This window comes from Mesorhizobium sp. M1403 (assembly GCF_040317695.1).
Taxonomy (GTDB): domain Bacteria; phylum Pseudomonadota; class Alphaproteobacteria; order Rhizobiales; family Rhizobiaceae; genus Mesorhizobium.
Map to the genome: position 1 here is coordinate 164,008 of NZ_JAMYKY010000009.1, position 21,271 is coordinate 185,278.

Consider the following 21,271-nt stretch of genomic DNA (forward strand, 5'->3'; position numbering starts at 1 on the left):
TGAATGAGGTCTCCCAAAATGACGAAGCTTTGGCGCCGCCATCGCTGGTGGCTGACACCGACACTTCTGATCCTGCCCGCTGCTGTGCTGTTTTCCGTCGTCATTCTGGCCTCTGCGGTCGAGAGCCTATGGATCAGCCTGCACGAATGGGACGGCTTCAGCCCGATGGTCTGGATCGGCCTTGGCAACTACCGCGAATTGTTCGCCGACCCGCAGTTCTATGTTTCGCTGAAGAACAATCTGATCTGGCTGGTGATGTTCATGCTGGCGCCGCCGCTCGGCCTCGCCATCGCGCTGCTCGTCAGCCAGAAAATCCGCGGCATGCGCCTGCTCAAGTCGCTGTTCTTCATTCCGCTGGTGCTGGCTTCGGTTGCCGTCGGCGTTGTCTTCACCTGGGTCTATACGCCGGAATTCGGACTTCTCGCCCTGATCTTCCGCACCTTCGGCGCGACCGCCCCGGCAGTGCTGTCGGATGAAAACTTCGTCACCTTCGCCGTCGTGATCGCAGCGTTGTGGCCGCAGATCGCCTTCTGCATGGTGCTCTATCTCGCCGGCCTCAACAATCTCAGCGAGGACCTGATCGGCGCCGGGCGGGTCGACGGCGCCAGGGGCTGGAACATGCTGCGCCACATCGTGTTGCCGCAGCTGACACAGGTCACCTTTATCGCCATCGCTGTCACCGTCGTCGGCGCACTGCGTTCCTTCGACATGGTCTCGGTGATGACCAGCGGCGGCCCCTTCGGTTCGTCCGAGGTGCTTGCCTATCAGATGTTCGAGCAGTCCATCTTTTCCTACCGCTTCGGCTATGGCGCGGCCATTGCCTCGGTGCTGTTCGTGATCATGGCGGTCTTCATCGCCTGGTACCTGACGCGGATGATCCGCGCCGATGAAAGGGGCGGCTGATGTTTCCCCGCCCGATTCCCGAAACTGCTATTTGGCAGCGTCGCCTCTATGTCGTGCTGGTGGTCGGCATCCTGATTGTCTGGCTGGCGCCGCTCTTTGCCATCATTCTTACCTCGTTCCGCTCTACGCAGGATGTCATGGGCGGCAATCTGTGGGGCTGGCCGACCCAATTCGGCCTGGTCGACAACTACACGGCAGTCTTCACCCAGACGCCGATGGCCCGCTACTTCCTCAACAGCCTGACGATCACCATCCCCTCGGTGATCGGCGTTCTCATCTTGAGCACGCTCGCCGGGTTCGTGCTCGCCCGTTACCGATTTCGCGGCAACATGCTCGTCTTCGCCCTGTTCGTCGGCGGAAACTTCCTGCCGCACCAGATCATGATGATCCCGGTCCGCGATCTCATGGTGCGGCTCAACCTCTACGACACGATGTCGGCCCTGATCATCTTCCACATCGCCTTCCAGACCGGGTTTGCAACACTGTTCATGCGCAACTTCATCGCCGCCTTGCCGGGAGAACTGTTTCAGGCAGCCAGGGCCGAGGGCGCGACACCGTTTCAGACATTGGTACACGTCGTCGTCCCACTGGTACGGCCGGCTCTCGCGGCGCTTGCCATCCTGCTCTTCACCTTCATCTGGAACGATTATTTCTGGGCGGTCGTGCTCACCATCAGCGATACCGTAAAACCGGTCACCGCCGGCCTTGCCAATCTGCGCGGCGAATGGGTCTCGGCCTGGAACTTGATCTCGGCTGGAACCATCGTCGTGGCTTTGCCACCAGTCGCCATGTTCTTCCTTATGCAGAAGCACTTCATCACCGGCCTCACCATGGGAGCGGTCAAGGGATGAACGACCATGGCTTCAAGGCGTCGCCCATCCGATTCGAAACTGATTTTGCAAGCAGGGCTCCATGACCAGTCTTGAACTCAGGCAGATACAAAAGAATCATGGCACCTATCATGCACTGCGCGGCATTGATCTCAGCGTCGAACAGGGCGAGTTCATTGTCACCGTCGGGCCGTCCGGTTGTGGCAAGTCAACGCTGTTGAAGATCATTGCCGGGCTTGAAACCGTTTCGACCGGTGAAATTCTCATCAACAACCGTGATGTCACCACCACCGAGCCGGGTGAGCGCGGCATTGCCATGGTTTTTCAGTCTTATGCGCTTTACCCGCATATGACCGTCGCCGAGAACATGGGTTTCGGCCTGCGCATGGCGCATCGCCCCAAGGCCGAGATCGATGCCGCCGTGCTGCGAGCCGCCAAGATCCTTCGCATTACCGACCAGCTCGACAAGCGGCCGAAACAGCTTTCCGGCGGCCAGCGTCAGCGTGTGGCGATTGGCCGTGCCATAACCCGCTCGCCCGACGTGTTCCTGTTCGACGAACCGCTATCCAACCTTGACGCAGCGCTGCGCACGCAGATGCGCGTCGAGCTTTCCGATCTGCACGCCAGGCTCGGCGCCACCATGGTCTATGTCACGCACGACCAGACCGAGGCGATGACAATGGCGAGCCGTATCGTCGTGCTCAATCGCGGCTCGGTCGAGCAGGTGGGCGCTCCGCTCGAACTCTACCGCAATCCGGCCAATCTCTTCGTCGCGGGCTTCCTCGGCGCACCCCGAATGAATTTTTTCGAAGTGACCGTCGCTGCTGTCTCCGGCGGCGCCGCCACGCTGTCGACCGCCGGTCTTTCTACTTTGACTGTCGAACTGTCGGAAGCGGCATCCGTACAGGTCGGCGATAGGGTGACGATGGGGATTCGGCCGGAGAGCATCAGCTTGGCCGCGGAAGGGACAGCGAGTTTTGCAGGACGGGTGCGACTGGTCGAGCATCTCGGCCGCGAGACTATCCTCTATGCCGACGCCGGCCCGCTGCAATGCGTCAGTTCTGAAAGCGGCAGCGGCAACGTCACCGTCCAGATCGGCCATGCGAGCGCTGTCTCTGCCGACGCGACCGTCGGCTTAAAGGTCGAGCCGCGTGACGTCTATCTCTTTTCCTCTGTCGATGAGCGGACCATCAGTGCCCGTAAACCCACCATCACCGACTGACCTGCAGGAGTATCCTTCGTGAACAAGACTTCAAACGGCCGCGCCCTGTCGGTCTGGCGGACGATCCAGACCGACCGCTTTCTGGTCGGCGCGCCGCATTACCCCGAGCATGTGGACGAGAGTTACTGGGACAATGACGCCAGGCGCATGGCCGAGGCCGGCTTCAACGTCGCCCGCCTCGGCGAATTCGCCTGGCACATTTTCGAACCGCGTGAAGGCACCTTCGATTTCGACCTGTTCGACCGGGCAATCGAGGGACTCGCGCGTCATGGCGTCAACACGATCCTGTGCACGCCGACCGCCACCCCGCCGCGCTGGCTGACCGCAAAGCATCCGGAAATCCTGCGGCTTGATGGAAATGGCCGGTCGATGGGCCACGGCTCGCGCCAGTATGCCGACACCAGCAGCCCGGTGTTTCGCGACTATAGCCGCAAGATTACCAGGGCGATGGCGGACCACTACCGCGACAATGCAAATGTCGTAGGCTGGCAGACCGACAACGAACTCAACACCAGCATGCCGGAATCCTATTCGCCGTCGGCATTGAAGGAATTCCAGGCTTATCTCCAGGAAACCTACAAGACGATAGACAGGCTGAACTTCGCCTGGGGTGGCGATTTCTGGGCGACGGCTTACGGCGATTTCAGCGAAATTGTCTTCCCGCTGGATTTTTCCCCGTCCTTTCCCGGTCCCGGTCACCTCCAGGACTATCACCGTTTTCTCGCCTTTTCGACAGCACGGTTCCAGCACGACCAGGTCGAGATCCTGAGAGCCACGAATGCCGGTTGGTTCATCTTCCACAATCTCGGCGGATTGCGCGATATCGATTTTCGAGGCCAGTTCTCCACCGATCTCGACTTTGTCGGCTACGATATCTACCCGTTCCTCTATGACGAGTTCTTTCGCCTCGGCAACCACGCCAAGATCCAGGCACTGCATCTCGACATCTGCAGGGGATTTTCCGGCAACTACATAGTGCCGGAACAACAGTCGGGTTTTGGCGCCCAGCCGGGCTTCTGCACGCTGACGCCGGAGCCGGGCGAAATGCGACGCATGGCGATGTCGTCGGTTGCGCGTGGCGCCGATGGCATCATGTTCTTCCGCTGGCGTCCCGCGCATTTCGGCGCCGAGATATACTGGATGGGCATCATCGATCACGATAATGTCGCTCGCCGCCGCTATGACGAAGCGAGGCAGTTCGCCACCGAGATGATGGCGCTTAAAGACAAGATCCTAGGCACCCATGTGCGGATGGATGTCGGCATCGCCGGCTCGGACTTCGACAATCAGGAAGCCCACAAAACGTTCCCGATCGGCTTGCCAAGCCCGCAGGACGACGCAACCTTGCTACATCAGTATTGCTATGACCGCGGCATCGCCTGCGGCTTCATCCACCCGGAAGACGATCTGTCGAAGCTCAAGGTGTTCTACGTGCCGCATTGGGTGATCTGGAAGGACAGCTGGACCGAGCGGCTGCAAGTCTTTGCCGAAAATGGCGGTACCGTCATCGTTGGCGCGCGCACGGGAACCCGCGACGAAAACAACCACGTCATCCGCGAGACAGCGCCGGGCCGGTCGCTGTCGAAGCTGACCGGTGTTCGCGTCGAGGATTTCGGGCGGCTGGCGGCACCTGGGGCCAACGGCCTGTTCAACACCATGTCGCGCTCCGGCGGGCTCGTCATTCCCCCCGACAGACCGGCCGAATCCAGCCGCCGCATCCGTCGTTATACCTTCGGCAACCACGAGTTCGATGCCGGTTATTTCTATGAGAACCTCGCAGTCGAACCGGAAGTCGAAATTATCGGGGTTTGGTCGAACCGCTACGCGGTGGGAGCGCCTGCAATCACTTCCCGCGCCGTCGGCAAGGGCCGTGTGCTCTATGTCGGCACCTACCTGACTCCGGAACTGACGGCTCAGCTCGCAACCCGCACTTTCGCCGACGCGAACGTGGAGCCTCTGGTTCCGGATCTGCCGGACGGCGTCGAGGTGACGATGCGCGAGAATGATGAACGCCAGCTTCTGTTCATGCAAAACATCAAGGACACGCCGGTTGCGGTAACCGGCGTTCCCGCCGGCAGCAACCTGCTCGACGGCAAAAGGCCTGTCTCCGGAGTGCTGACCCTGGACGGCTATGGCTGTGCTATCATCGAATTGATCTGATGCGATACGATATGCCGCCAGCAGGTTCAAGATAGAAGAAGAGGGAGGTCAGTTTCCAGTCCACAGAATATCGAAAATGGTGAGAGCGTTGATTTTTTGGTAATGTTCTACTGGGAGATTTGGTAGACTGTTGACAGAGGAGGAGAAGTTCTGTGGACGAGATGCCGAAAACTACTCGGAATTTGCGTTTCTCCCTGGCGCTTGGAATCGTGTCCTGGCTGTTGCTCGGTTCGTCCGTTCCGGCCGCGGCTGCCAGGCTTTCGCCAGCGCAGGCTTCGGTCGTTACGGCGGAGATAGCAAAGCTCAAACATCCTGAGGAGCGTGCGCTCGCCAAAGGTTGGACGGATGCGAAGAAAGTAGCCGAGTTCATCTGCCGCCCAGCTGCCATGAAAGCGCTAAAGCGTCGCATCAAGGGTGTCGATCGGGTGTTTCTGGGGACCGACGATCCCAGCACGCTGCAGCTCGTGAGCAACCGTCGGCTGACGGGCAGCGGCCAGGCCCGAACGGGCGACGACTGGCAAGCCTTCAGCTTTTCCTGCGGGCTGAACCCACAGACCGGGAAAGCCATATCTTTCGAGATTGCCCCCTTGCCGTCAACCAGTTCGGTTCCCGCTGCCGAGGACAAGCCCGCGCCTAAATGGCCGCGTTACTTCGGGCCTGGGCCAGTGCGTTCTCCCACCTTCAATCCAAAGAAGTGGCCTGGTCAAACTCCGTAGCTGCGACGAGCACGGCGTTTGCCGATGCGCCTCTACCCGGATTGTGAAACCAGCCGGACCGAAACGATGCCGGCGAATGGCCCTAAAGTCACGCAAAGAATGATGAACGGCGAACAGCTGTTGACGCTGGAGCAAAAGGGTAATGTCGCACAGGATATTCACATCCTAAATAGAGCTCTTGCGCCTTACAACTGGCAGGATTGTCATAAAACGTTCCAACGATTTTCATGACATGGCAAGACTGTTCTGCTTTTCGGCGAATACCGCCATTGCGGAACGGCCCCGACTCGCGAACTATACATGGGAGGCGAGCCGACCAACTGTCCGGTCCGGCACTTGGCCAGTCGGGGAGGCGGTATGAACGGCAGGGTTTCGCGGCGCCAGTTCATCGCGGCGGCTGCCGGCGCGGGAATTTCGGTCAAGGTCGGTTTTCTGGGTCGGCCTGCATCGGCGGCGCTCATTGCCAATCCGTCGGACGGTTCGCTGAACTGGATCGGACCGGATGGTCGGCCGCGCTTTCGGATGGATGCCGTGGCCAAGGTCACCGGCGACAAAACCTTCACCCGCGATTTTCGCGCCCGCGACGTGGCGGGCTGGCCGCAGGAACAGAGCCACGCCTTCCTGATCCGCGGAACCCGGGCCGACGCTCCGTTCGACGGACTGGACCTCTCATTGCTCGGCGAGGATCTCAAACCCGACCGACTTGTCCTCGGCGAAGACCTTGTGCGCGATGGCCTTGTGCCGCCGGAAACAACGGCCCCTGGCTTTTATGGCGACATGTTCCTGGTGCCGAAGGGGCGCACGCCGCGCCTGCTCGGCCAGCCCGTTGCGCTCTTGATCTACAAGGATTTCGCGCGGTTCGACGCCGCGAAGCGGCTGGTCCGTTTCGCAGACGGCGTCGTGCGCTGGCGGGCGACCAGCGGCTACGACACGCCGCCGCATTACGGCGCCGGCCGTTTCGTGCGCATCGGCGGCGCGACGTCGGGCGATCCCGACATTTATGCCCCGCTCGAAGGCACGACGATCTACGGCGACTTCGACGGAGATCAGGTCGTCTGGCCGAAGCCGGATCAGAGCGGTGATGCCGCGGCGCGTGCCATGTGGGCGGCGGGCGAGATCGAGCGCGAAATCGCGGCCACCGGCGACGACGCATTGATCCTGAAGCGAAGCTATTTCTCGCAATCGGTCGACGCCTCGGCGATGGAGGCCGACAACGGCAATGTCTGGTTCGAGCCGGCCAGCTTGACGCTACATGCAATCATCGCAACCCAATCGCCCTATGAGGTCGCGACCTCGACCCTGGCGATGCTGTCCACATCGCGGTTCGCACTCAAGGCGTTCGATCTCTCGATCGGCTATACCGTCGGATACGGCACCAAGGACCACTCGATCTTTCCCTATTACGCCGTCCTGGCAGGCCTCTATGGCGACGGGCGGCCGGTGCGCCTTGCCAACGACCGGTTCGAGCAGTTCCAGATGGGGCTGAAGCGCCACGCCTTCTGGATGGAGAACACGCTTGTCGTCGATCGCTCCACGCACGCCTTCCGCATCATGAAGGGGAGCTATCGTACGGATGCTGGTGGGCGGCGCAATTTCTCGCCCGACGTCGGCAACGTCGGCGCCAGCGCTTCGCAGAGTATCTATTACCTACCGAAGAGCGATTTCTCGGTCGAGGTCCGCGCCTCGCGCGCCGTTGACGCCGGCTCGACGCGTGGATACGGCACGCTGCAGACCATGGCGGCGACCGAGATGATGGTCGACGAGGCGGCCGAACTGCTCGGCATCGATCCGATCGAGCTTCGCCTCAAGAATGCGTTCAAGACCGGCATGAAGAACTCGCAGGGTGCCATTCCCGGCGGGGCGCTGAGGACGGAAGAGATCCTGGAGCGGGCCCGTGCCCATCCGCTCTGGAAGGATCGCGCCGCGAAGAAAACTGAGTTCGACACCGCTAATCCCGGCAATCACTATGGCGTCGGTTTCGCGCAGGTGCAGAAGGATTACGGGACCGGAGCCGACGCAGCGGTGACCACGCTGTCGCTGGATCCGTCCGGTCGGTTGGCGATGCGGCAGAACGGCAACGATATCGGCACGGGCCTGACCACCTCGCAGGCGGTCATGGTCGCCGACATCATCGGCCGGGTGCCGGACGAATGCGCCTTCGGCGTCGTCGACTGGCCGGAAATGCCGCTCGTTTCGACCGAGGAGCCCTATACAACGCCACAGGACAAGGAGGATGCGCTGGCGCAGAATCCGCGCTGGACGCCCTCCTTTGTTTCACCGATGAGCGCTTCCAACAGCGCCTATTTCGTCGGCCACGCAACGCGGACGGCGGCGCGCGCACTGCTGCGCCTGTCGCTCTGGCCGGCGGCAGTCGCGCTCTGGTCGAGCGGGCCGGGTGGCGGGCAGGCGCGGCCGCTCGCGATCGATATCGGGGATGCGCGGGTGGTCGATGGCAGGCTGACGGCCGGTGGAATGGAGCCGCTCGGACTGGAGCAACTCGCGGCAGCGGCGCACAAGCTTGGCCTGGTCACGGGCGTCAGCGTCCATGTCTTCAACCGCTGGCAATGGGCGGAGGCGGTGTTCGACGTGCCGAATGTCGGCACGGTCCGGTTGCCAGCCGATGCACTGTCGGCGTGCTATGGCCAAGGCGCGCCGGCTGAATTGAAGGCCCTGATGACCTCGGATGGCTTCCATTTCCTTGACCGGCGTGAGGTGTTCTACCCGCCGGTGCAGCGCCTGAATGCTGCCGTCACCTATTACACCGGGATGGCGACGATCGCCGAGATCGCCGTCGACACCGCCTCAGGCGAGGTGAAGCTCCTGTCACATCATTCGATCCTCGAATGCGGCACTCAGGTCGTGCCGGAACTCGTCTCCGGTCAGATCCAGGGCGGTCTGGCGATGGGAGTCGGGCACGCCTTGCTCGAGGAGTTGCCACTCTATGAGGACGGCCCCGGCGACGGCACCTGGAACTGGAACCGTTATCGCTTGCCGCATGCAACAGACGTCGCGGTCTGGACGCAGACGTCGGAGGTGCTGCCGCCGCTTTCTGAAACCGATCCGCCGAAGGGAATGGCCGAGGTAGTGATGATCGCGATCGTTCCGGCGATCGCCAATGCCGTGAACCATGCCATCGGCAGGCGCTTCTATCAGACGCCGATCACATCCGAGAAAATCCTGGAGGCCCTGTCGTGACCCTCGCCACGCGACCACTCTCCATGACCGTCAACAATCGGACGGTCGGCCCGGTCGATGTGCCGGACGATCTGATGATGATCGACTTCCTGCACGAATATCTGAACCTTACGGGATCGCGGCTCGGCTGTGGCCAGGGCATCTGCCATGCCTGCGCGATCATCCTCGATGGGCCGGATGGAAGCTCCCGGGAAATCCGGAGCTGCATCACCGGAGCGCATTTCTTCGAGGGCAAATCTGTCCGCACCATCGAGGCACATGCCGAACGCGACGCGAACGGCAATGTCGTGCGCCTCTCTCCGGTCCAGCAGGCCTTCATCGAGCATTTTTCCTTCCAGTGCGGCTATTGCACGCCGGGCTTCGTCACCGCCGCGACCGTGTTGATCGAGCATCTGAAGACGGCGCCCGTCCGGCGTGCCGACGTCGAACAGACGATCGAGCAGGCGCTTGCGCCGCATATCTGCCGTTGCACCGGTTATGTCCGCTATTACGAGGCCGTTCGTGACGTGATCCTGAGCACGCCCGGGCTGGTACAGGGCTGAGGCGCGATGATGAGGCGCCCCTGGATATTCCGCCTGCCGCGCTTTCTAATTCTCGGTCTGGCGGTCACTGTGATCGCAGCGCTGGCGGTCTTCCTCGGCCTGTTCGAAAAGAGCGCCGTCAGCGCGGTGGTCGATAGGCCGTTGTCAGCCGAGGAGATGCAAAAATTGGCTCCGCAGGGCCGGTATCTTGCCCAGGCGGCCGATTGCGCCGCCTGTCATACGGCGCCGGGCGGCGCGCCCTTCGCCGGCGGTCTCGCCTTTGCCATGCCCTTCGGCACGCTCTACGCCTCCAACATTTCGCCGAACAAAGAGACCGGCATCGGCGCCTGGACCCGGGCCGACTTCCATCGCGCCGTCCGCGACGGCGTCGGGGCGCATGGCCGGCATCTTTATCCGGCCATGCCCTATACGTCCTATCGGCGGCTCACGGAGGCAGATGTCGATGCGATCTACGCCTTCCTGATGACACGCGAGCCGATCCGGCAGGCGAATCGGGCGGGCAGCTTTCCGTTCCCCTATGTCCGCCGGTTCATGACCTTCTGGAACCTGATTAATCTTCCCTCCCGAACGGTTGCCGAGGACGCGGCCAAATCGCTGGACTGGCATCGCGGACGCTATCTGGTTGATGCACTCGGCCATTGCGGCGAATGCCACACGCCACGCGATTTCACCATGGCCACGATCCCGAGCCGATATCTCCAGGGCGCGCGGATCGACAATGTCGACGCACCGGACATCACCACGGCCAGCCTGGCGCGGTTCGGCTTCGACCGCGACGGTCTCGCCGCTTACATGCGCGCCGGGCTTGGGCCGGAGGGGGTGATGAGCTTCGGCATGTTCGACGTGGTGCACAATTCGACACGGCATCTGGACGAGGCGGACGCCAAGGCGATGGCGACCTATCTGATCGGCGAGGCGGCGTCCGCACCCGAACCCGGCAAGCCGTCTGCCGCGACCGAGGCGGCCGCCGGCCGACGCGTCTATGTCGAGGCCTGTTCCGGCTGTCATGGCCTGAACGGCGAAGGCACGCCGCATGTCGCGCCGGCAGTGACCACCAATGTGTCGCTGCGCCTGCCGAGCGCCCACAATTTGCTGGTAATCGTGCTGGACGGCCTTCCGGCTCGCATCTATCCGAACGGCGAAGCGCGGCAGGACATGCCGGGCTTCCGTGAACTGCTGACCGACCAGGAAGTCGTGGATCTCGGCAATTACTTGCGCGTCAAGTGGGGCGGGACCAGTCCCGACATTACGCCGCAAAGCGTCGCGGACGTGGCAAAACGAAACTGAGTAAGCCTGATCCTGGAAGTCGACCGGTATCGGCAGCTCACAGGCTGGTATCGCCATTGCCGTTGCTCACATTCGATGCCGGCAGCTACACTACCGTTTCGACCATCGAGATCGATGGCGGCATCTCGTTTCATCGTTGTGAGCGCCATGAATTTCGACATCCCCGTCCGCACCGAGGCCTTCCGCAGCCGGATCGCCGATTTCGTCGAGCGCGAAATCCTGCCGCTCGAGGCAGACAAGGCTTCCTATGACGGCCATGGCAACATCGCGCTGCCGCTGCTCGAAACGCTGCGGCCAAAGGCGAAGGCGGCTGGCCTGTGGTGCCTGCAGTTGAAACCCGAGACTGGCGGGGCGGGCCTTTCCAAGGTGGATATAGCTGTCTGCTATGAGGCGATGAACCGCTCGATCTTCGGTCCGGTCGTGTTCAATTCCGCGGCTCCCGACGACGGCAACATGATGGTGCTGGAACGGTTGGGGACGCCGGAGCAGAAACAGAGATGGCTGAAGCCGATCGTCGATGGCAAGGTGCGCTCGGCTTTCGCAATGACGGAACCGCATCCGGGCGGCGGGTCGGACCCGTCGATGATCATGACCAGAGCCGAGCGGCGCGGCGACAGATATGTCGTCAGCGGCCGCAAATGGTTTATCACCGGGGCGCAAGAGGCGAGCCATTTCATCCTTGTCGCACGCACCTCGGACGATCCGCGTCACGGCCTTTCGGCCTTGCTGTTCCACAAGGACCAGCCGGGCTGGCGGATCCTGCGGCGCATCGAGATCATGGGACCGGAAGAACATGGCGGCCATTGCGAGCTGGAATTCGACGGGCTTGAAATCCCGGTCGAGGACGTGCTTGCCGGCGAAGGCAGCGGCCTCAGGGTTACCCAGGTCCGGCTCGGTCCAGCGCGGCTCACCCATTGCATGCGCTGGCTCGGCCTTTCCAAGCGCTGCGTCGAAATCGCGCGCGCTTATGCCGCCGAGCGTAGCGGCTTCGGGCAGCTTTTGGCCGACCGCGAGAGTATCCAGCTGTTGCTCGGCGACCTTGCCATGCGCATCGAGATCGGTCGCTTGCTGGTGATGAAGGCGGCCTGGGAGCTCGATCGCGGTGGCTTTGCCCGCAAGGAGGTTTCCATGGCCAAGATCCAGGTCGCCAATGTGCTGCATGACGCCGCCGACGTGGCGATCCAGATCAACGGCGCCCGCGGCTATTCGAAAGACACTGTGCTCGAATGGATCTACCGCTATGCCCGCCAGGCTCGCCTGGTCGACGGCGCCGACGAGGTTCACAAGATGGTGCTCAATCGCTTCCTCAACGAGGAAGGTACAGGCTTCTGGCGCTGGCATGTCGAAGCCGGCACGCAAGATGACACAGGTCGCAGCGGGAACGGCTGAGCCGGCAATGAGGACGGATTTCGATCCAACGCGCCTGGAGGATTTTCTGAGAGCGCATTTTGGCGATGGCCAGATGTCGCTTGAGCGGATCGTCGGCGGCCAATCCAATCCGACCTATTTCGTCGACTATGGCGGCCGCCGCATGGTGCTGCGCAAGAAACCTCCGGGACCGATCCTGCGCGGCGCTCATGCCGTCGATCGCGAATACAGGGTGATCGAAGCGCTCGCGGAGACAGAGGTGCCGGTGCCGCGGCCGGTGCTCTTTCACGACGGCGACGAGCCGCTTGGCACGCCGTTCTATCTGATGCAGCGGCTCGACGGCCGGGTGTTCCACGATGGTGCGTTGCCGGGACTGGCGCCGGACGAGCGGCGCGGCATCTATTTCGGCATGGCCGAGGCGCTGGCAAAGCTGCACGCAGTCCGGCCGGACGAAGTCGGGCTCGGCGATTATGGCCGTCCCGGGAACTATTTTGAGCGACAGATCGCGCGCTGGACCAGACAGTTGCGGGAATCGCCGAGCGAGCGCATCACCGCGCTCGAAGCCGTCGCCGAATGGCTGCCGCGACATCTTCCGCCAGATGACGGCCACGTCTCGATCGCGCATGGCGACTTCCGTTTCGGCAATCTCATCTTCCATCCCGAGCGGCCCGAAGTGATCGGCATACTCGACTGGGAGTTATCGACGCTTGGCAATCCGCTTGCCGATCTCGGCTTCTGCTCGATGCCCTGGCATTCCTCGCCTGACGAATATGGCGGCATCCTCGGCCTCGATCAGGCCGCGCTCGGGATTCCGACACAACGCGAATTCCTCGATCATTACTTCGCCCACGCCGTGCCGACGGCGCCGCTGCAACGGTTCCATCTGGTGTTTGCCATGTTCCGGTTTGCGGTGATCTTCGTCGGCATCGCCGACCGCGTGCTGGCCGGCAGCGCGGTTGCGGCCGATGCGGCGGATGTGGCACCGCTGGCCGGCCATTTCGCTGCACGCGCCATGGAAGTCATCGACGGCGCGCGGCCCTGGTGAGGAGAGGCTGGCAATCGGCTGAGCGAGCCGCACGCGATACGCGTTCAGTTCATTCGAACTTCCGGTTCCGCCAGCAGTGGAATCTCCAGGCCACGCCGCAAGCCGGTGGCGACGACCGACACCCTGAATTTTCCGGCGAGTGCCTTGTCGAAGATGGCGCCGACGATGATGTCGGCATCGTTGTCGACCTCCTCGCGGATGCGGGTAGCCGCTTCATCGACCTCGAACAGCGTCATGTCCATGCCGCCCGATATCGAGACAAGGACGCCCTTGGCGCCCATCATCGAAGCTTCGTCGAGCAGCGGGTTGGCGATTGCCGCTTCCGCCGCCTTCTTGGCACGGCCTTCTCCGGCGGCCTCGCCGGTTCCCATCATGGCGCGGCCCATGTCGCGCATCACCGACTTCACATCGGCGAAGTCGAGATTGATCAGCCCTTCCTTGACGATCAGATCGGTGATGCAGCCGACACCTGCATAGAGAACCCGGTCGGCCATGGCGAATGCGTCGGCGAACGTGGTTCTGGCGTCGGCGATCCTGAACAGGTTCTGGTTGGGGATGACGATGACGGTATCGGCGCTTTCGCGCAGGCGCTCGATGCCGTCATCGGCAGCGTGCATGCGGCGCCTGCCTTCGAAGACGAATGGCTTGGTGACGACGGCGACGGTCAGTATTCCAGCTGCCCGCGCTGCCTGCGCTATAACAGGCGCGGCACCTGTTCCGGTTCCACCTCCCATGCCGGCGGTCACGAAGCACATATGCGTTCCAGCAAGGTGATCCATGATCTCGTCGATGGATTCCACGGCCGCGGCACGGCCGACCTCGGGCAGGGACCCGGCGCCCAGACCTTCGGTGATATGAGCGCCCAACTGGATCAGCCTCGTTGCCTTCGACATGGCAAGGGCCTGGGCATCGGTGTTGGCGACGATGAATTCCGCGCCCTGCAGGCCTTCGGCGATCATGTTGTTGACGGCGTTGCCGCCGCCGCCGCCGACCCCGACGACGGTGATCTTAGGTCTCATCTCCGAGATTACCGGCCTCGTCGCGGTGTTCATTGCCGTTCTCCCTGGATACGCCGAGTGGTCGCTGGAAGCTTGTCCCGGGCGCACTGCGAAAACTTTGAACCGGGCAGTGCGAATCAGAACAGCCCAGAATGCAGGGAATCAGAGCGCGGAGCGGGCTGCAAGTGCGCGATGTGCCTCTTAGGCGACTTGCGCCTGAAAGTTCACGCAATGCGCCTCAGATCGTGGCGCGGGCGCCGCACGCTACAACTTCGGCGCGAGGCGCTGCGCGACATGATCGGCAATCGCCAGGCAGGAGGTCAGGCCGGGGCTTTCGATGCCGAACAGGTTGAGCAGGCTGTCCACGCCATGCACCGCCACGTCCTGGATGACGAAGTCGGCATTGGCCTCACCGGGACCGGACAGTTTTGGCCGGATGCCGCTATAGGCGGGCTGCAGGCTGCCATCGGCCAGGTCCGGCCAGTATTTGCGGATCTCGCTGTAGAAGCGCTCGCCACGAGCTGGATCGACGCGATAGTCGAGTTGATCAGTCCATTCGACGTCCGGCCCGAAGCGGGTGACGCCGTCGAGATCGAGCGTCAGATGAACACCGAGTCCGCCTGGTTCGGGTACTGGATAGATCAGCCGCGAGAAGGGCGCCCGGCCGGCCACCGAAAAATAATTGCCTTTGGCGTAATGGAGCTTTGGCACGAACTGCTGATCTAGCCCTTCAAGCGAGCGGGCAAGCGCTGCGGCGCTAAGCCCGGCCGCATTGACGAAGCGTGTGGTGGCAATCTCGAAGCGCTCGCCGCCGGTAGCGTCCACCGTGTCGAGCACGACGCGGCCCGCTTCGATGCGGCCGGCGGCGACGCGGGTGTTGAGGCTGAGTGCCGCCCCGTGCTCCTCGGCATCAGCCAGCAAGGCAAGCATCAGGGCATGGCTGTCGACGATCCCGGTGGCCGGCGACAGCAGCGCCGCCGTGCACTTGAGGCTGGGCTCCAGCGCATGTGCCTCGGCTTCGCTCAAGGGCGCCAGGTCGCCGGCGCCGCAAGCGCGCGCATTGGCCCGGATCGAGGCGAGCACCGGCTCCTGTTCGGCATTTGTGGCGACGATGAGCTTGCCGCAGCGCAAATGCGGGATCGCACGCTCGTCGCAGTAGCGATAGAGCTTTTCCCGGCCCGCCACGCAGAACCGGGCTTTCAGCGATCCAACTGGATAGTGGAGGCCGGCGTGGATGACCTCGGAATTGCGCGAACTTGTTCCGGTGCCGATGGCGCTCTCGGCTTCCAGCACCAGCGTGTCGATGCCGCGCTTCGCCATCTCTCGCGCGATCGCCAGGCCAACGACGCCGGCGCCGACGACAATGCAGTCGATTTGGTCCACGATCAGGTCAAGCCGAAGTTCTGCATGCGTCCATCCATCCGCTGGCCCTGTCGAAAGCGCTTGACACTATATCGTTCGAGAAAGATGCATCAAACCGCATAATGCACGGGGCCTGCCGATGCGGACCCACACAGGAGCCATCATGGACGCACGACCGAACTCCCCCGAAGCCCGCGACATAAGCTTTCACATGCATGGCTACACCAACGCCCGCAAGCATCAGGAGGCAGGGCCGCTCGTCATCGAGAAGGGCGACGGCATCTATGTCGAGGACCTCGCCGGCAACCGCTATATCGAGGCGATGGCCGGGCTTTGGAGCGTCGCGGTCGGTTTTTCGGAGAGGCGGCTGGTCGATGCGGCGGTACGGCAAATGTCGAAGCTGCCTTACTATCACGACTTCGGCTCCAAATCGCATTCACCGCTGATCGATCTTGCCGAGAGACTGGTGCAGATGGCGCCGGTGCCGATGAGCAAGGCGTATTTCACCAATTCCGGCTCCGAGGCCAACGATACGGCCATGAAGATGATCTGGTACCGGTCGAATGCGCTCGGCCAGCCGGCGCGCAAGAAGATCGTCAGCCGCAAGAAGGGCTATCACGGCGTCACCATTGCCTCGGCGAGCCTGACCGGACTGCCCAACAACCACATCTCGTTCGATCTGCCGATCGCCAATGTGCTGCATACCTCGACACCGCACCATTGGCGCGAGGCGCTGCCGGGTGAAAACGAAGAGCAGTTTTCGAGCCGGCTCGCCGACGAGCTGGAAAAGCTGATCCTGGCCGAAGGACCGGAAACCATCGCCGCCTTCTTCGGCGAACCGATCATGGGTGCTGGCGGCGTCATTGTTCCGCCTTCCGGCTACTGGGAAAAGATCCAGGCGGTGCTGTCGAGATACGACATCCTGCTGGTCGCCGACGAGGTGATCTGCGGCTTCGGCAGGACAGGTGAGATGTTCGGCTCGCAGACCTTCGGCATCAGGCCCGACATCATGGTGCTGTCGAAGCAGATCTCTTCGTCCTATCTGCCGATCTCGGCCTTGCTGATCAACGACAAGGTATTCCAGCCGATTGCCGACGAAAGCAATCGTATCGGCACCTTCGGCCACGGCTTCACCGGCGGCGGCCATCCTGTTGCGGCAGCGGTCGCGCTCGAGAACCTGAAGCTGATCGAGGAGCGCGACCTTGTCGGCAATGCGCGTGCGGTCGGCGCGCATATGCAGAAGCGGCTGCGCACGCTCGCTTCGCACCCGCTTGTCGGCGAGGTGCGCGGCATCGGCCTGATCGCGGCGGTCGAACTGGTCGGCGACAAGGCGAACAAGGCGCCGTGGGGGAAGACCGGTGAACTGGGCGGGCTCGTCAACGGCTTCATGCAGCAGAACGGCGTCATCTCGCGCAATATGGGCGATGCGCTGGCTTTCTGCCCGCCGCTGATCATCACCGAGCCGCAGGTCGACCAGGTGATCGACGCGTTTGAAAGATCGCTCGAGGCTGCCGTCAAGCAGGTCCGATCGCCAAGCTGATCGCGCTATTTAGCGATGCCGACCGCATCCGGCACGACGACCAGCTTGCCAACGAAATCCTTGGCGATGAAATCGGCTTGGGCGCGATGGAAATCGGACAGCTTGTAGACGCCGCCGACCAGCGGCCGGATCTTCTTCTCCTCGATGTAGCGCACGATGCGGCGGAAATCCGCCCGTGTGCCCTGGCTCGAGCCATGCAGTTGCAGCTGTTTCAGATACATGGTGCGCAGATCTAGCTGCACGACGGGGCCGGCAATTGCACCAGCCGTGGTGTAGCGGCCTTCCGGCCTCAAGATGCGCAGGAGGTCGTTGAAGATCGCGCCGCCGACCAGATCGGCGACGACGTCGATCGGCTGGCCCCCGGTCGCCGCGCTGACGGCGGCCGGCAGATCGGTAACGCCACGGGTGATCACCGCCTCGGCGCCGATGTCACGCACGGCCTGTTCCTTGCCCTTGCCGGCAATTGCATAGGGAATGGCGCCGCGCGCCCGCGCCAGCTGCACGATGCCGGAGCCGACGCCGCCCGAGGCGCCGGTGACCAGCACACGCTCGCCGGCTTTCAACGCGGCGCGTTCCAGCATCTGCTCGCCGGTGAGATAGGCGCAGCAGAAAGTGGCGAGCTCGACATCGCTAAGATCGGTGTCGACGACATGGGCGTTCTCGGCAGGCACTGTCTGGTATTCGGCATAGCCGCCGTCGCGGCCATGGCCCATATAGTCGATGTCGGCCAATGAATCGTCGTCGCGATTGTAGATAGAGAAATCGACCATCACCCGCTCGCCGATGCGGGCCCGCGACACGCCGTCGCCGACGGCAACGATGTTGCCGACCGTGTCGGTGCCCTGGATGCGCGGGAAGGTCAGCGTATTGCCCTGTCGACGCCAGGTCGACACAGCGGCGGCATCCTCCTCAGTGCCATACGCGCCCTGTCGCACCCAGACATCGGTGTTGTTCATACCGCAAGCGGTGACCTTGACCAGCACCTCACCCGGGGCGGGCGAGGGTACTTTGACGTCGGTGCGGTAGACGAGCTTTTCCGGTCCGCCGTGCCCGATCAACTGCACGGCGGCCATGGTGGCGGGGATGGTCTTGGTCATGGCATTCATGTCGGTTCTTCAGATGTTGGCATGTCGGTTCTTCAGATGTTGGCAAACACGCTCTTCACCGCATCGGCCGTCTTGGAGACGACGATGTCTGCCTCTTCCCGCGTCAGGCAGAGCGGCGGCGCAAAACCGAGAATGTCGCCCTGCGGCATGGCGCGGCCGATGACGCCGCTTGCCGCAAGCGCGGTCGCGATCTGCGGACCGATCTTCTGCGAGGCATCGAAGAACACGCGATCGTTCTTGTCGGCGACGAACTCGATTGCCGCCAGCATGCCGTCGCCGCGCACCTCGCCGACGTTTTTGTGGCCACCGACGGCTTTCGTCAGCTCGGCGCGGAAATAGGCGCCGGTCTCGCCGGCGTTCCGTACTAGGTCCATCTCGTCGATCAGTTCCAGGTTGGCGACGCCGGCGGCGACGCAGATCGGATGCGCCGAATAGGTCCAGCCATGGCCGAGCGAGCCGAGCTTGTCGGAACCCTGCACCAGCACCTGCCAGACCTTGTCGGAGACGATGACTCCGGAGAGCGGCGCATAGGCCGAGGTCAGGCCTTTGGCGATGGTAATCAGGTCGGGCTTGATGCCGTAATGGTCGGAGCCGAACATGGTGCCCAGCCGGCCGAAGCCGGTGACGACCTCGTCGGCAACCAGCAGCACGTCGTACTTCTTCAGCACCGCCTGGATCTTCTCCCAGTAGCCGGCCGGCGGCGGCACGATGCCGCCGGTGCCGAGGATCGGCTCGCCGATGAAGGCGGCGACCGTTTCCGGCCCTTCGGCCAGGATCATCTCCTCGAGCTTGTCGGCGCAGTATTGCGAAAACTGCTCCTCGCTCAGCGAGCGGTCGGCGCGGCGGAAATAGTAGGGCGCCTCGGTGTGCAGGACCGGCGCACGCGGCAGGTCGAAGGCGTTGTGGAAAAGGTCGAGGCCGGTCAGCGATCCGGTCATGATGCCGGAGCCGTGATAACCGCGCCAGCGCGAGATGATCTTCTTCTTCTCGGGCCGGCCGAGCACGTTGTTGTAGTACCAGATCAGCTTGATGTTGGTTTCGTTGGCGTCGGAACCGGAGAGCCCGAAATAGACCCTCGACATGCCTTGCGGCGCGCGGTCGATGATCATCTTGGAAAGCGTGATCGATGCCTCGGTGCCGTGGCCGACATAGGCATGGTAATAGGCGAGGTTCTTGGCCTGTGCGGCGATGGCGTCGGCGATCTTCTGGCGGCCATAGCCGACATTGACGCAGTAGAGCCCGGCGAAGGCGTCGATGCTCTTCTTACCGGTATTGTCCCAGATGGTGACGCCTTCGCCACCGGCAATCACACGCGTCGGGCTCTCGCCACGCGCATGGGTGCCCATATGGGTCGAGGGATGGAAGAAGTGATCGCGATCCCAGGCGGCGAGTTCGTTTGACTGGTCGAGCATTTTTTTACTCCTGAGAAAAATGTGTCGGGCGCGGCTCACGCAACGTCGAGGCAGAGATATTTGAGATCGGTAAAGGCTTCGAGCCCGTGACGCGAGCCCTCGCGGCCGATGCCGGACTGCTTGACGCCGCCGAACGGGACCGGCGCGCCGGTGATCTTGACGCGGTTGATGGCGACCATGCCATAGTCGAGCGCGCGACCCATGCGCAATTGCCTGCCGCCATTCTCAGTCACGACATAGGCAACCAGGCCGTATTCGGTGGCGTTGGCGCGGGCGATGACCTCGTCCTCGCTGTCGAAAGGCGTCACTGCCGCAACCGGACCGAAGGTCTCCTCGCGCATGATCAAAGCGTCGTCTCCAACGTCGGCAAGCACGGTCGGCTGGTAAAACAGCGGCCCGGCCGGATGGCGCTTGCCGCCGGTCAGGCAGCGCGCGCCTTTGGCGAGCGCATCGGCCACCTGCTCCTCGACCTTCTTGACGGCGCGTTCATGCATCAAGGGTCCGATTTCGGTGTCGTCAGTCAGGCCGTTGCCGGCCCGCAATGCCTGGACGCGTTTGGCGAAAGCAGCGCAGAACCGATCGTATAGCGGACGCTGGACATAGATGCGGTTGGCGGCGAGGCAGTCCTGGCCGGAGGTGGCGAATTTGGCGTCGACCGCGATGGCCACAGCCTTGTCGAGATCGGCGTCGGCGAAGACGATCAGCGGCGCATGACCGCCGAGCTCCATCACCAGACGCTTCATCGTCGGCGCACTCTGCGCGGCGATCAACCTGCCGATCTCGGTCGAGCCGGTGAAGCTCATGGCGCGAACGCGCGGGTCTTCGCACATCCGCCCAACGATGGTCGAAGCCTTGCCGGTCAGAACGTTGAGCACGCCTGCCGGCAGGCCGGCACGTTCGCCAAGCTCGGCCAGCGCCAGTGCGGACAGCGGCGTTTCCGAGGAAGGATGCGCGGCGATGGTACAGCCGGCGGCAAGAGCGGCAGCCGCCTTGCGGGTCAGCATGGCCGCTGGAAAATTCCACGGCGTGACCACGCCGACGACGCCGAGCGGCTCGCGCCGCACCATCATCTCCGCGCCCGGCAGATGACTGGTGACGCTTTCGGCGTTGAGGCGTTTGGTCTCCTCGGCATACCATTCGACAAAAGAGGCGGCGTAGTCTATCTCGCCGAGCGATTCCTTCAGCGGCTTGCCTTGTTCTAGCGTCATCAGCAGCGCCAGATCATTTTTGGCGGCGACGATCAGATCGAACCATTTGCGCAAGATTTTCGAACGTTCCTGCGGCAGCAATGCGCGCCAGGCGGGAAAGGCGCGCGATGCCGCATCGATCGCCGACGTCGTCTGCCGGGCATCGAGCGCGGCAACGAAAGCGACGGTGGATCCGGTGGCCGGATCGGTCACCTCGAAACTCTCCGCGGTCTCGCTTGCCGTCCAGTGGCCATCGACATAGGCGAGTTCACGCAGCAGCCGTCGGTCGGCGAGGCGATCAAGCGCTTCATGGCGCTGCGAGCGGGCAAAATGTGCGGACATCATCGGGCTCCCGGTTCGGGTGATGCCGCAAGACTATCTCTGCCGCGCAAACAGAG

Annotated in this window: 17 protein-coding genes; 12 read left to right on the top strand and 5 right to left on the bottom strand. The window is 62.9% G+C overall.

Annotation, left to right across the window (positions count from 1 at the left end; translation table 11 throughout):
- Nucleotides 1-18: 18 nt before the first annotated feature.
- The 11 genes from NKH01_RS17325 (at nt 19) to NKH01_RS17375 (ending at nt 13,268) form a co-directional block, all read left to right on the top strand.
- Nucleotides 19-903, top strand: a complete 885-nt coding sequence (locus tag NKH01_RS17325; protein ID WP_023720671.1) for a carbohydrate ABC transporter permease — start codon at nt 19-21, stop codon at nt 901-903.
- Nucleotides 903-1,754 carry a carbohydrate ABC transporter permease gene (locus NKH01_RS17330; RefSeq protein ID WP_352484037.1) on the top strand — a complete coding sequence of 284 codons (852 nt, stop codon included), beginning with the start codon at nt 903-905 and terminating at the stop codon, nt 1,752-1,754. Before NKH01_RS17325 ends, NKH01_RS17330 begins: the two co-directional genes overlap by 1 nt.
- Nucleotides 1,755-1,815: 61 nt before the next feature.
- Entirely contained in the window at nt 1,816-2,955 is a 1,140-nt protein-coding gene (locus NKH01_RS17335) for an ABC transporter ATP-binding protein (protein WP_353021358.1), read from the top strand.
- Nucleotides 2,956-2,973: 18 nt separating this feature from the next.
- A complete protein-coding gene (locus tag NKH01_RS17340; RefSeq protein ID WP_353021360.1) occupies nt 2,974-5,115 on the top strand; it encodes a beta-galactosidase in 2,142 nt (713 codons plus the stop codon).
- A gap of 152 nt (nt 5,116-5,267) precedes the next feature.
- Nucleotides 5,268-5,831 carry a hypothetical protein gene (locus NKH01_RS17345; protein WP_353021362.1) on the top strand — a complete coding sequence of 188 codons (564 nt, stop codon included), beginning with the start codon at nt 5,268-5,270 and terminating at the stop codon, nt 5,829-5,831.
- Nucleotides 5,832-5,855: 24 nt separating this feature from the next.
- A complete protein-coding gene (locus NKH01_RS17350; protein WP_352494471.1) occupies nt 5,856-6,062 on the top strand; it encodes a hypothetical protein in 207 nt (68 codons plus the stop codon).
- 126 nt (nt 6,063-6,188) lie between these two features.
- Entirely contained in the window at nt 6,189-9,026 is a 2,838-nt protein-coding gene (locus tag NKH01_RS17355; RefSeq protein ID WP_353021364.1) for a xanthine dehydrogenase family protein molybdopterin-binding subunit, read from the top strand.
- Nucleotides 9,027-9,049: 23 nt separating this feature from the next.
- The gene (locus NKH01_RS17360; protein WP_352494542.1) at nt 9,050-9,568 is read left to right on the top strand and encodes a (2Fe-2S)-binding protein; all 519 of its coding nucleotides are present in this window, start codon (nt 9,050-9,052) and stop codon (nt 9,566-9,568) included.
- Nucleotides 9,569-9,577: 9 nt separating this feature from the next.
- Nucleotides 9,578-10,855, top strand: coding sequence for a cytochrome c (locus NKH01_RS17365; RefSeq protein WP_353021367.1), 1,278 nt, complete (start codon nt 9,578-9,580; stop codon nt 10,853-10,855).
- Nucleotides 10,856-11,002: 147 nt separating this feature from the next.
- Nucleotides 11,003-12,244 (top strand): acyl-CoA dehydrogenase family protein, encoded by a 1,242-nt coding sequence (locus NKH01_RS17370; protein WP_352494541.1) that lies wholly within the window; start codon nt 11,003-11,005, stop codon nt 12,242-12,244.
- A complete protein-coding gene (locus NKH01_RS17375) occupies nt 12,216-13,268 on the top strand; it encodes a phosphotransferase family protein (RefSeq protein WP_502912639.1) in 1,053 nt (350 codons plus the stop codon). Before NKH01_RS17370 ends, NKH01_RS17375 begins: the two co-directional genes overlap by 29 nt.
- Nucleotides 13,269-13,312: 44 nt before the next feature.
- Here the strand turns inward: NKH01_RS17375 and ftsZ are convergent, their stop codons facing one another.
- Together ftsZ and NKH01_RS17385 are read right to left on the bottom strand one after the other, a co-directional pair.
- Nucleotides 13,313-14,320, bottom strand: coding sequence for a cell division protein FtsZ (gene ftsZ, locus NKH01_RS17380; RefSeq protein WP_023720665.1), 1,008 nt, complete (start codon nt 14,318-14,320; stop codon nt 13,313-13,315).
- Nucleotides 14,321-14,530: 210 nt separating this feature from the next.
- Nucleotides 14,531-15,649 (bottom strand): NAD(P)/FAD-dependent oxidoreductase, encoded by a 1,119-nt coding sequence (locus tag NKH01_RS17385; protein WP_353021369.1) that lies wholly within the window; start codon nt 15,647-15,649, stop codon nt 14,531-14,533.
- 142 nt (nt 15,650-15,791) lie between these two features.
- On the opposite strand from NKH01_RS17385, the gene NKH01_RS17390 reads away from it, so the two are divergent.
- Nucleotides 15,792-17,168, top strand: a complete 1,377-nt coding sequence (locus NKH01_RS17390; RefSeq protein ID WP_353021371.1) for an aspartate aminotransferase family protein — start codon at nt 15,792-15,794, stop codon at nt 17,166-17,168.
- A 5-nt stretch (nt 17,169-17,173) separates the two neighbouring features.
- On the opposite strand, the gene NKH01_RS17395 is transcribed toward NKH01_RS17390, so the two are convergent.
- The 3 genes from NKH01_RS17395 to NKH01_RS17405 are packed head-to-tail and all read right to left on the bottom strand — an operon-like array spanning nt 17,174 to nt 21,215.
- A complete protein-coding gene (locus tag NKH01_RS17395; RefSeq protein WP_352589530.1) occupies nt 17,174-18,274 on the bottom strand; it encodes an alcohol dehydrogenase family protein in 1,101 nt (366 codons plus the stop codon).
- Nucleotides 18,275-18,306: 32 nt separating this feature from the next.
- The gene (locus NKH01_RS17400) at nt 18,307-19,686 is read right to left on the bottom strand and encodes an aspartate aminotransferase family protein (RefSeq protein WP_352494465.1); all 1,380 of its coding nucleotides are present in this window, start codon (nt 19,684-19,686) and stop codon (nt 18,307-18,309) included.
- A 35-nt stretch (nt 19,687-19,721) separates the two neighbouring features.
- Nucleotides 19,722-21,215 carry an NAD-dependent succinate-semialdehyde dehydrogenase gene (locus tag NKH01_RS17405; protein WP_353021374.1) on the bottom strand — a complete coding sequence of 498 codons (1,494 nt, stop codon included), beginning with the start codon at nt 21,213-21,215 and terminating at the stop codon, nt 19,722-19,724.
- Nucleotides 21,216-21,271 lie beyond the last annotated feature (56 nt).

What these genes read in the sequence shown, in the direction of transcription:
- NKH01_RS17325 (WP_023720671.1), top strand. Translation starts at nt 19, where the DNA reads ATGACGAAGCTTTGGCGCCGCCATCGCTGGTGGCTGACACCGACACTT.
- NKH01_RS17330 (WP_352484037.1), top strand. Translation starts at nt 903, where the DNA reads ATGTTTCCCCGCCCGATTCCCGAAACTGCTATTTGGCAGCGTCGCCTC.
- NKH01_RS17335 (WP_353021358.1), top strand. Translation starts at nt 1,816, where the DNA reads ATGACCAGTCTTGAACTCAGGCAGATACAAAAGAATCATGGCACCTAT.
- NKH01_RS17350 (WP_352494471.1), top strand. Translation starts at nt 5,856, where the DNA reads ATGCGCCTCTACCCGGATTGTGAAACCAGCCGGACCGAAACGATGCCG.
- NKH01_RS17355 (WP_353021364.1), top strand. Translation starts at nt 6,189, where the DNA reads ATGAACGGCAGGGTTTCGCGGCGCCAGTTCATCGCGGCGGCTGCCGGC.
- NKH01_RS17360 (WP_352494542.1), top strand. Translation starts at nt 9,050, where the DNA reads ATGACCGTCAACAATCGGACGGTCGGCCCGGTCGATGTGCCGGACGAT.
- NKH01_RS17365 (WP_353021367.1), top strand. Translation starts at nt 9,578, where the DNA reads ATGAGGCGCCCCTGGATATTCCGCCTGCCGCGCTTTCTAATTCTCGGT.
- NKH01_RS17370 (WP_352494541.1), top strand. Translation starts at nt 11,003, where the DNA reads ATGAATTTCGACATCCCCGTCCGCACCGAGGCCTTCCGCAGCCGGATC.
- NKH01_RS17375 (WP_502912639.1), top strand. Translation starts at nt 12,216, where the DNA reads ATGACACAGGTCGCAGCGGGAACGGCTGAGCCGGCAATGAGGACGGAT.
- ftsZ (WP_023720665.1), bottom strand. Translation starts at nt 14,320, where the DNA reads ATGAACACCGCGACGAGGCCGGTAATCTCGGAGATGAGACCTAAGATC.
- NKH01_RS17390 (WP_353021371.1), top strand. Translation starts at nt 15,792, where the DNA reads ATGGACGCACGACCGAACTCCCCCGAAGCCCGCGACATAAGCTTTCAC.
- NKH01_RS17395 (WP_352589530.1), bottom strand. Translation starts at nt 18,274, where the DNA reads ATGAATGCCATGACCAAGACCATCCCCGCCACCATGGCCGCCGTGCAG.
- NKH01_RS17400 (WP_352494465.1), bottom strand. Translation starts at nt 19,686, where the DNA reads ATGCTCGACCAGTCAAACGAACTCGCCGCCTGGGATCGCGATCACTTC.
- NKH01_RS17405 (WP_353021374.1), bottom strand. Translation starts at nt 21,215, where the DNA reads ATGTCCGCACATTTTGCCCGCTCGCAGCGCCATGAAGCGCTTGATCGC.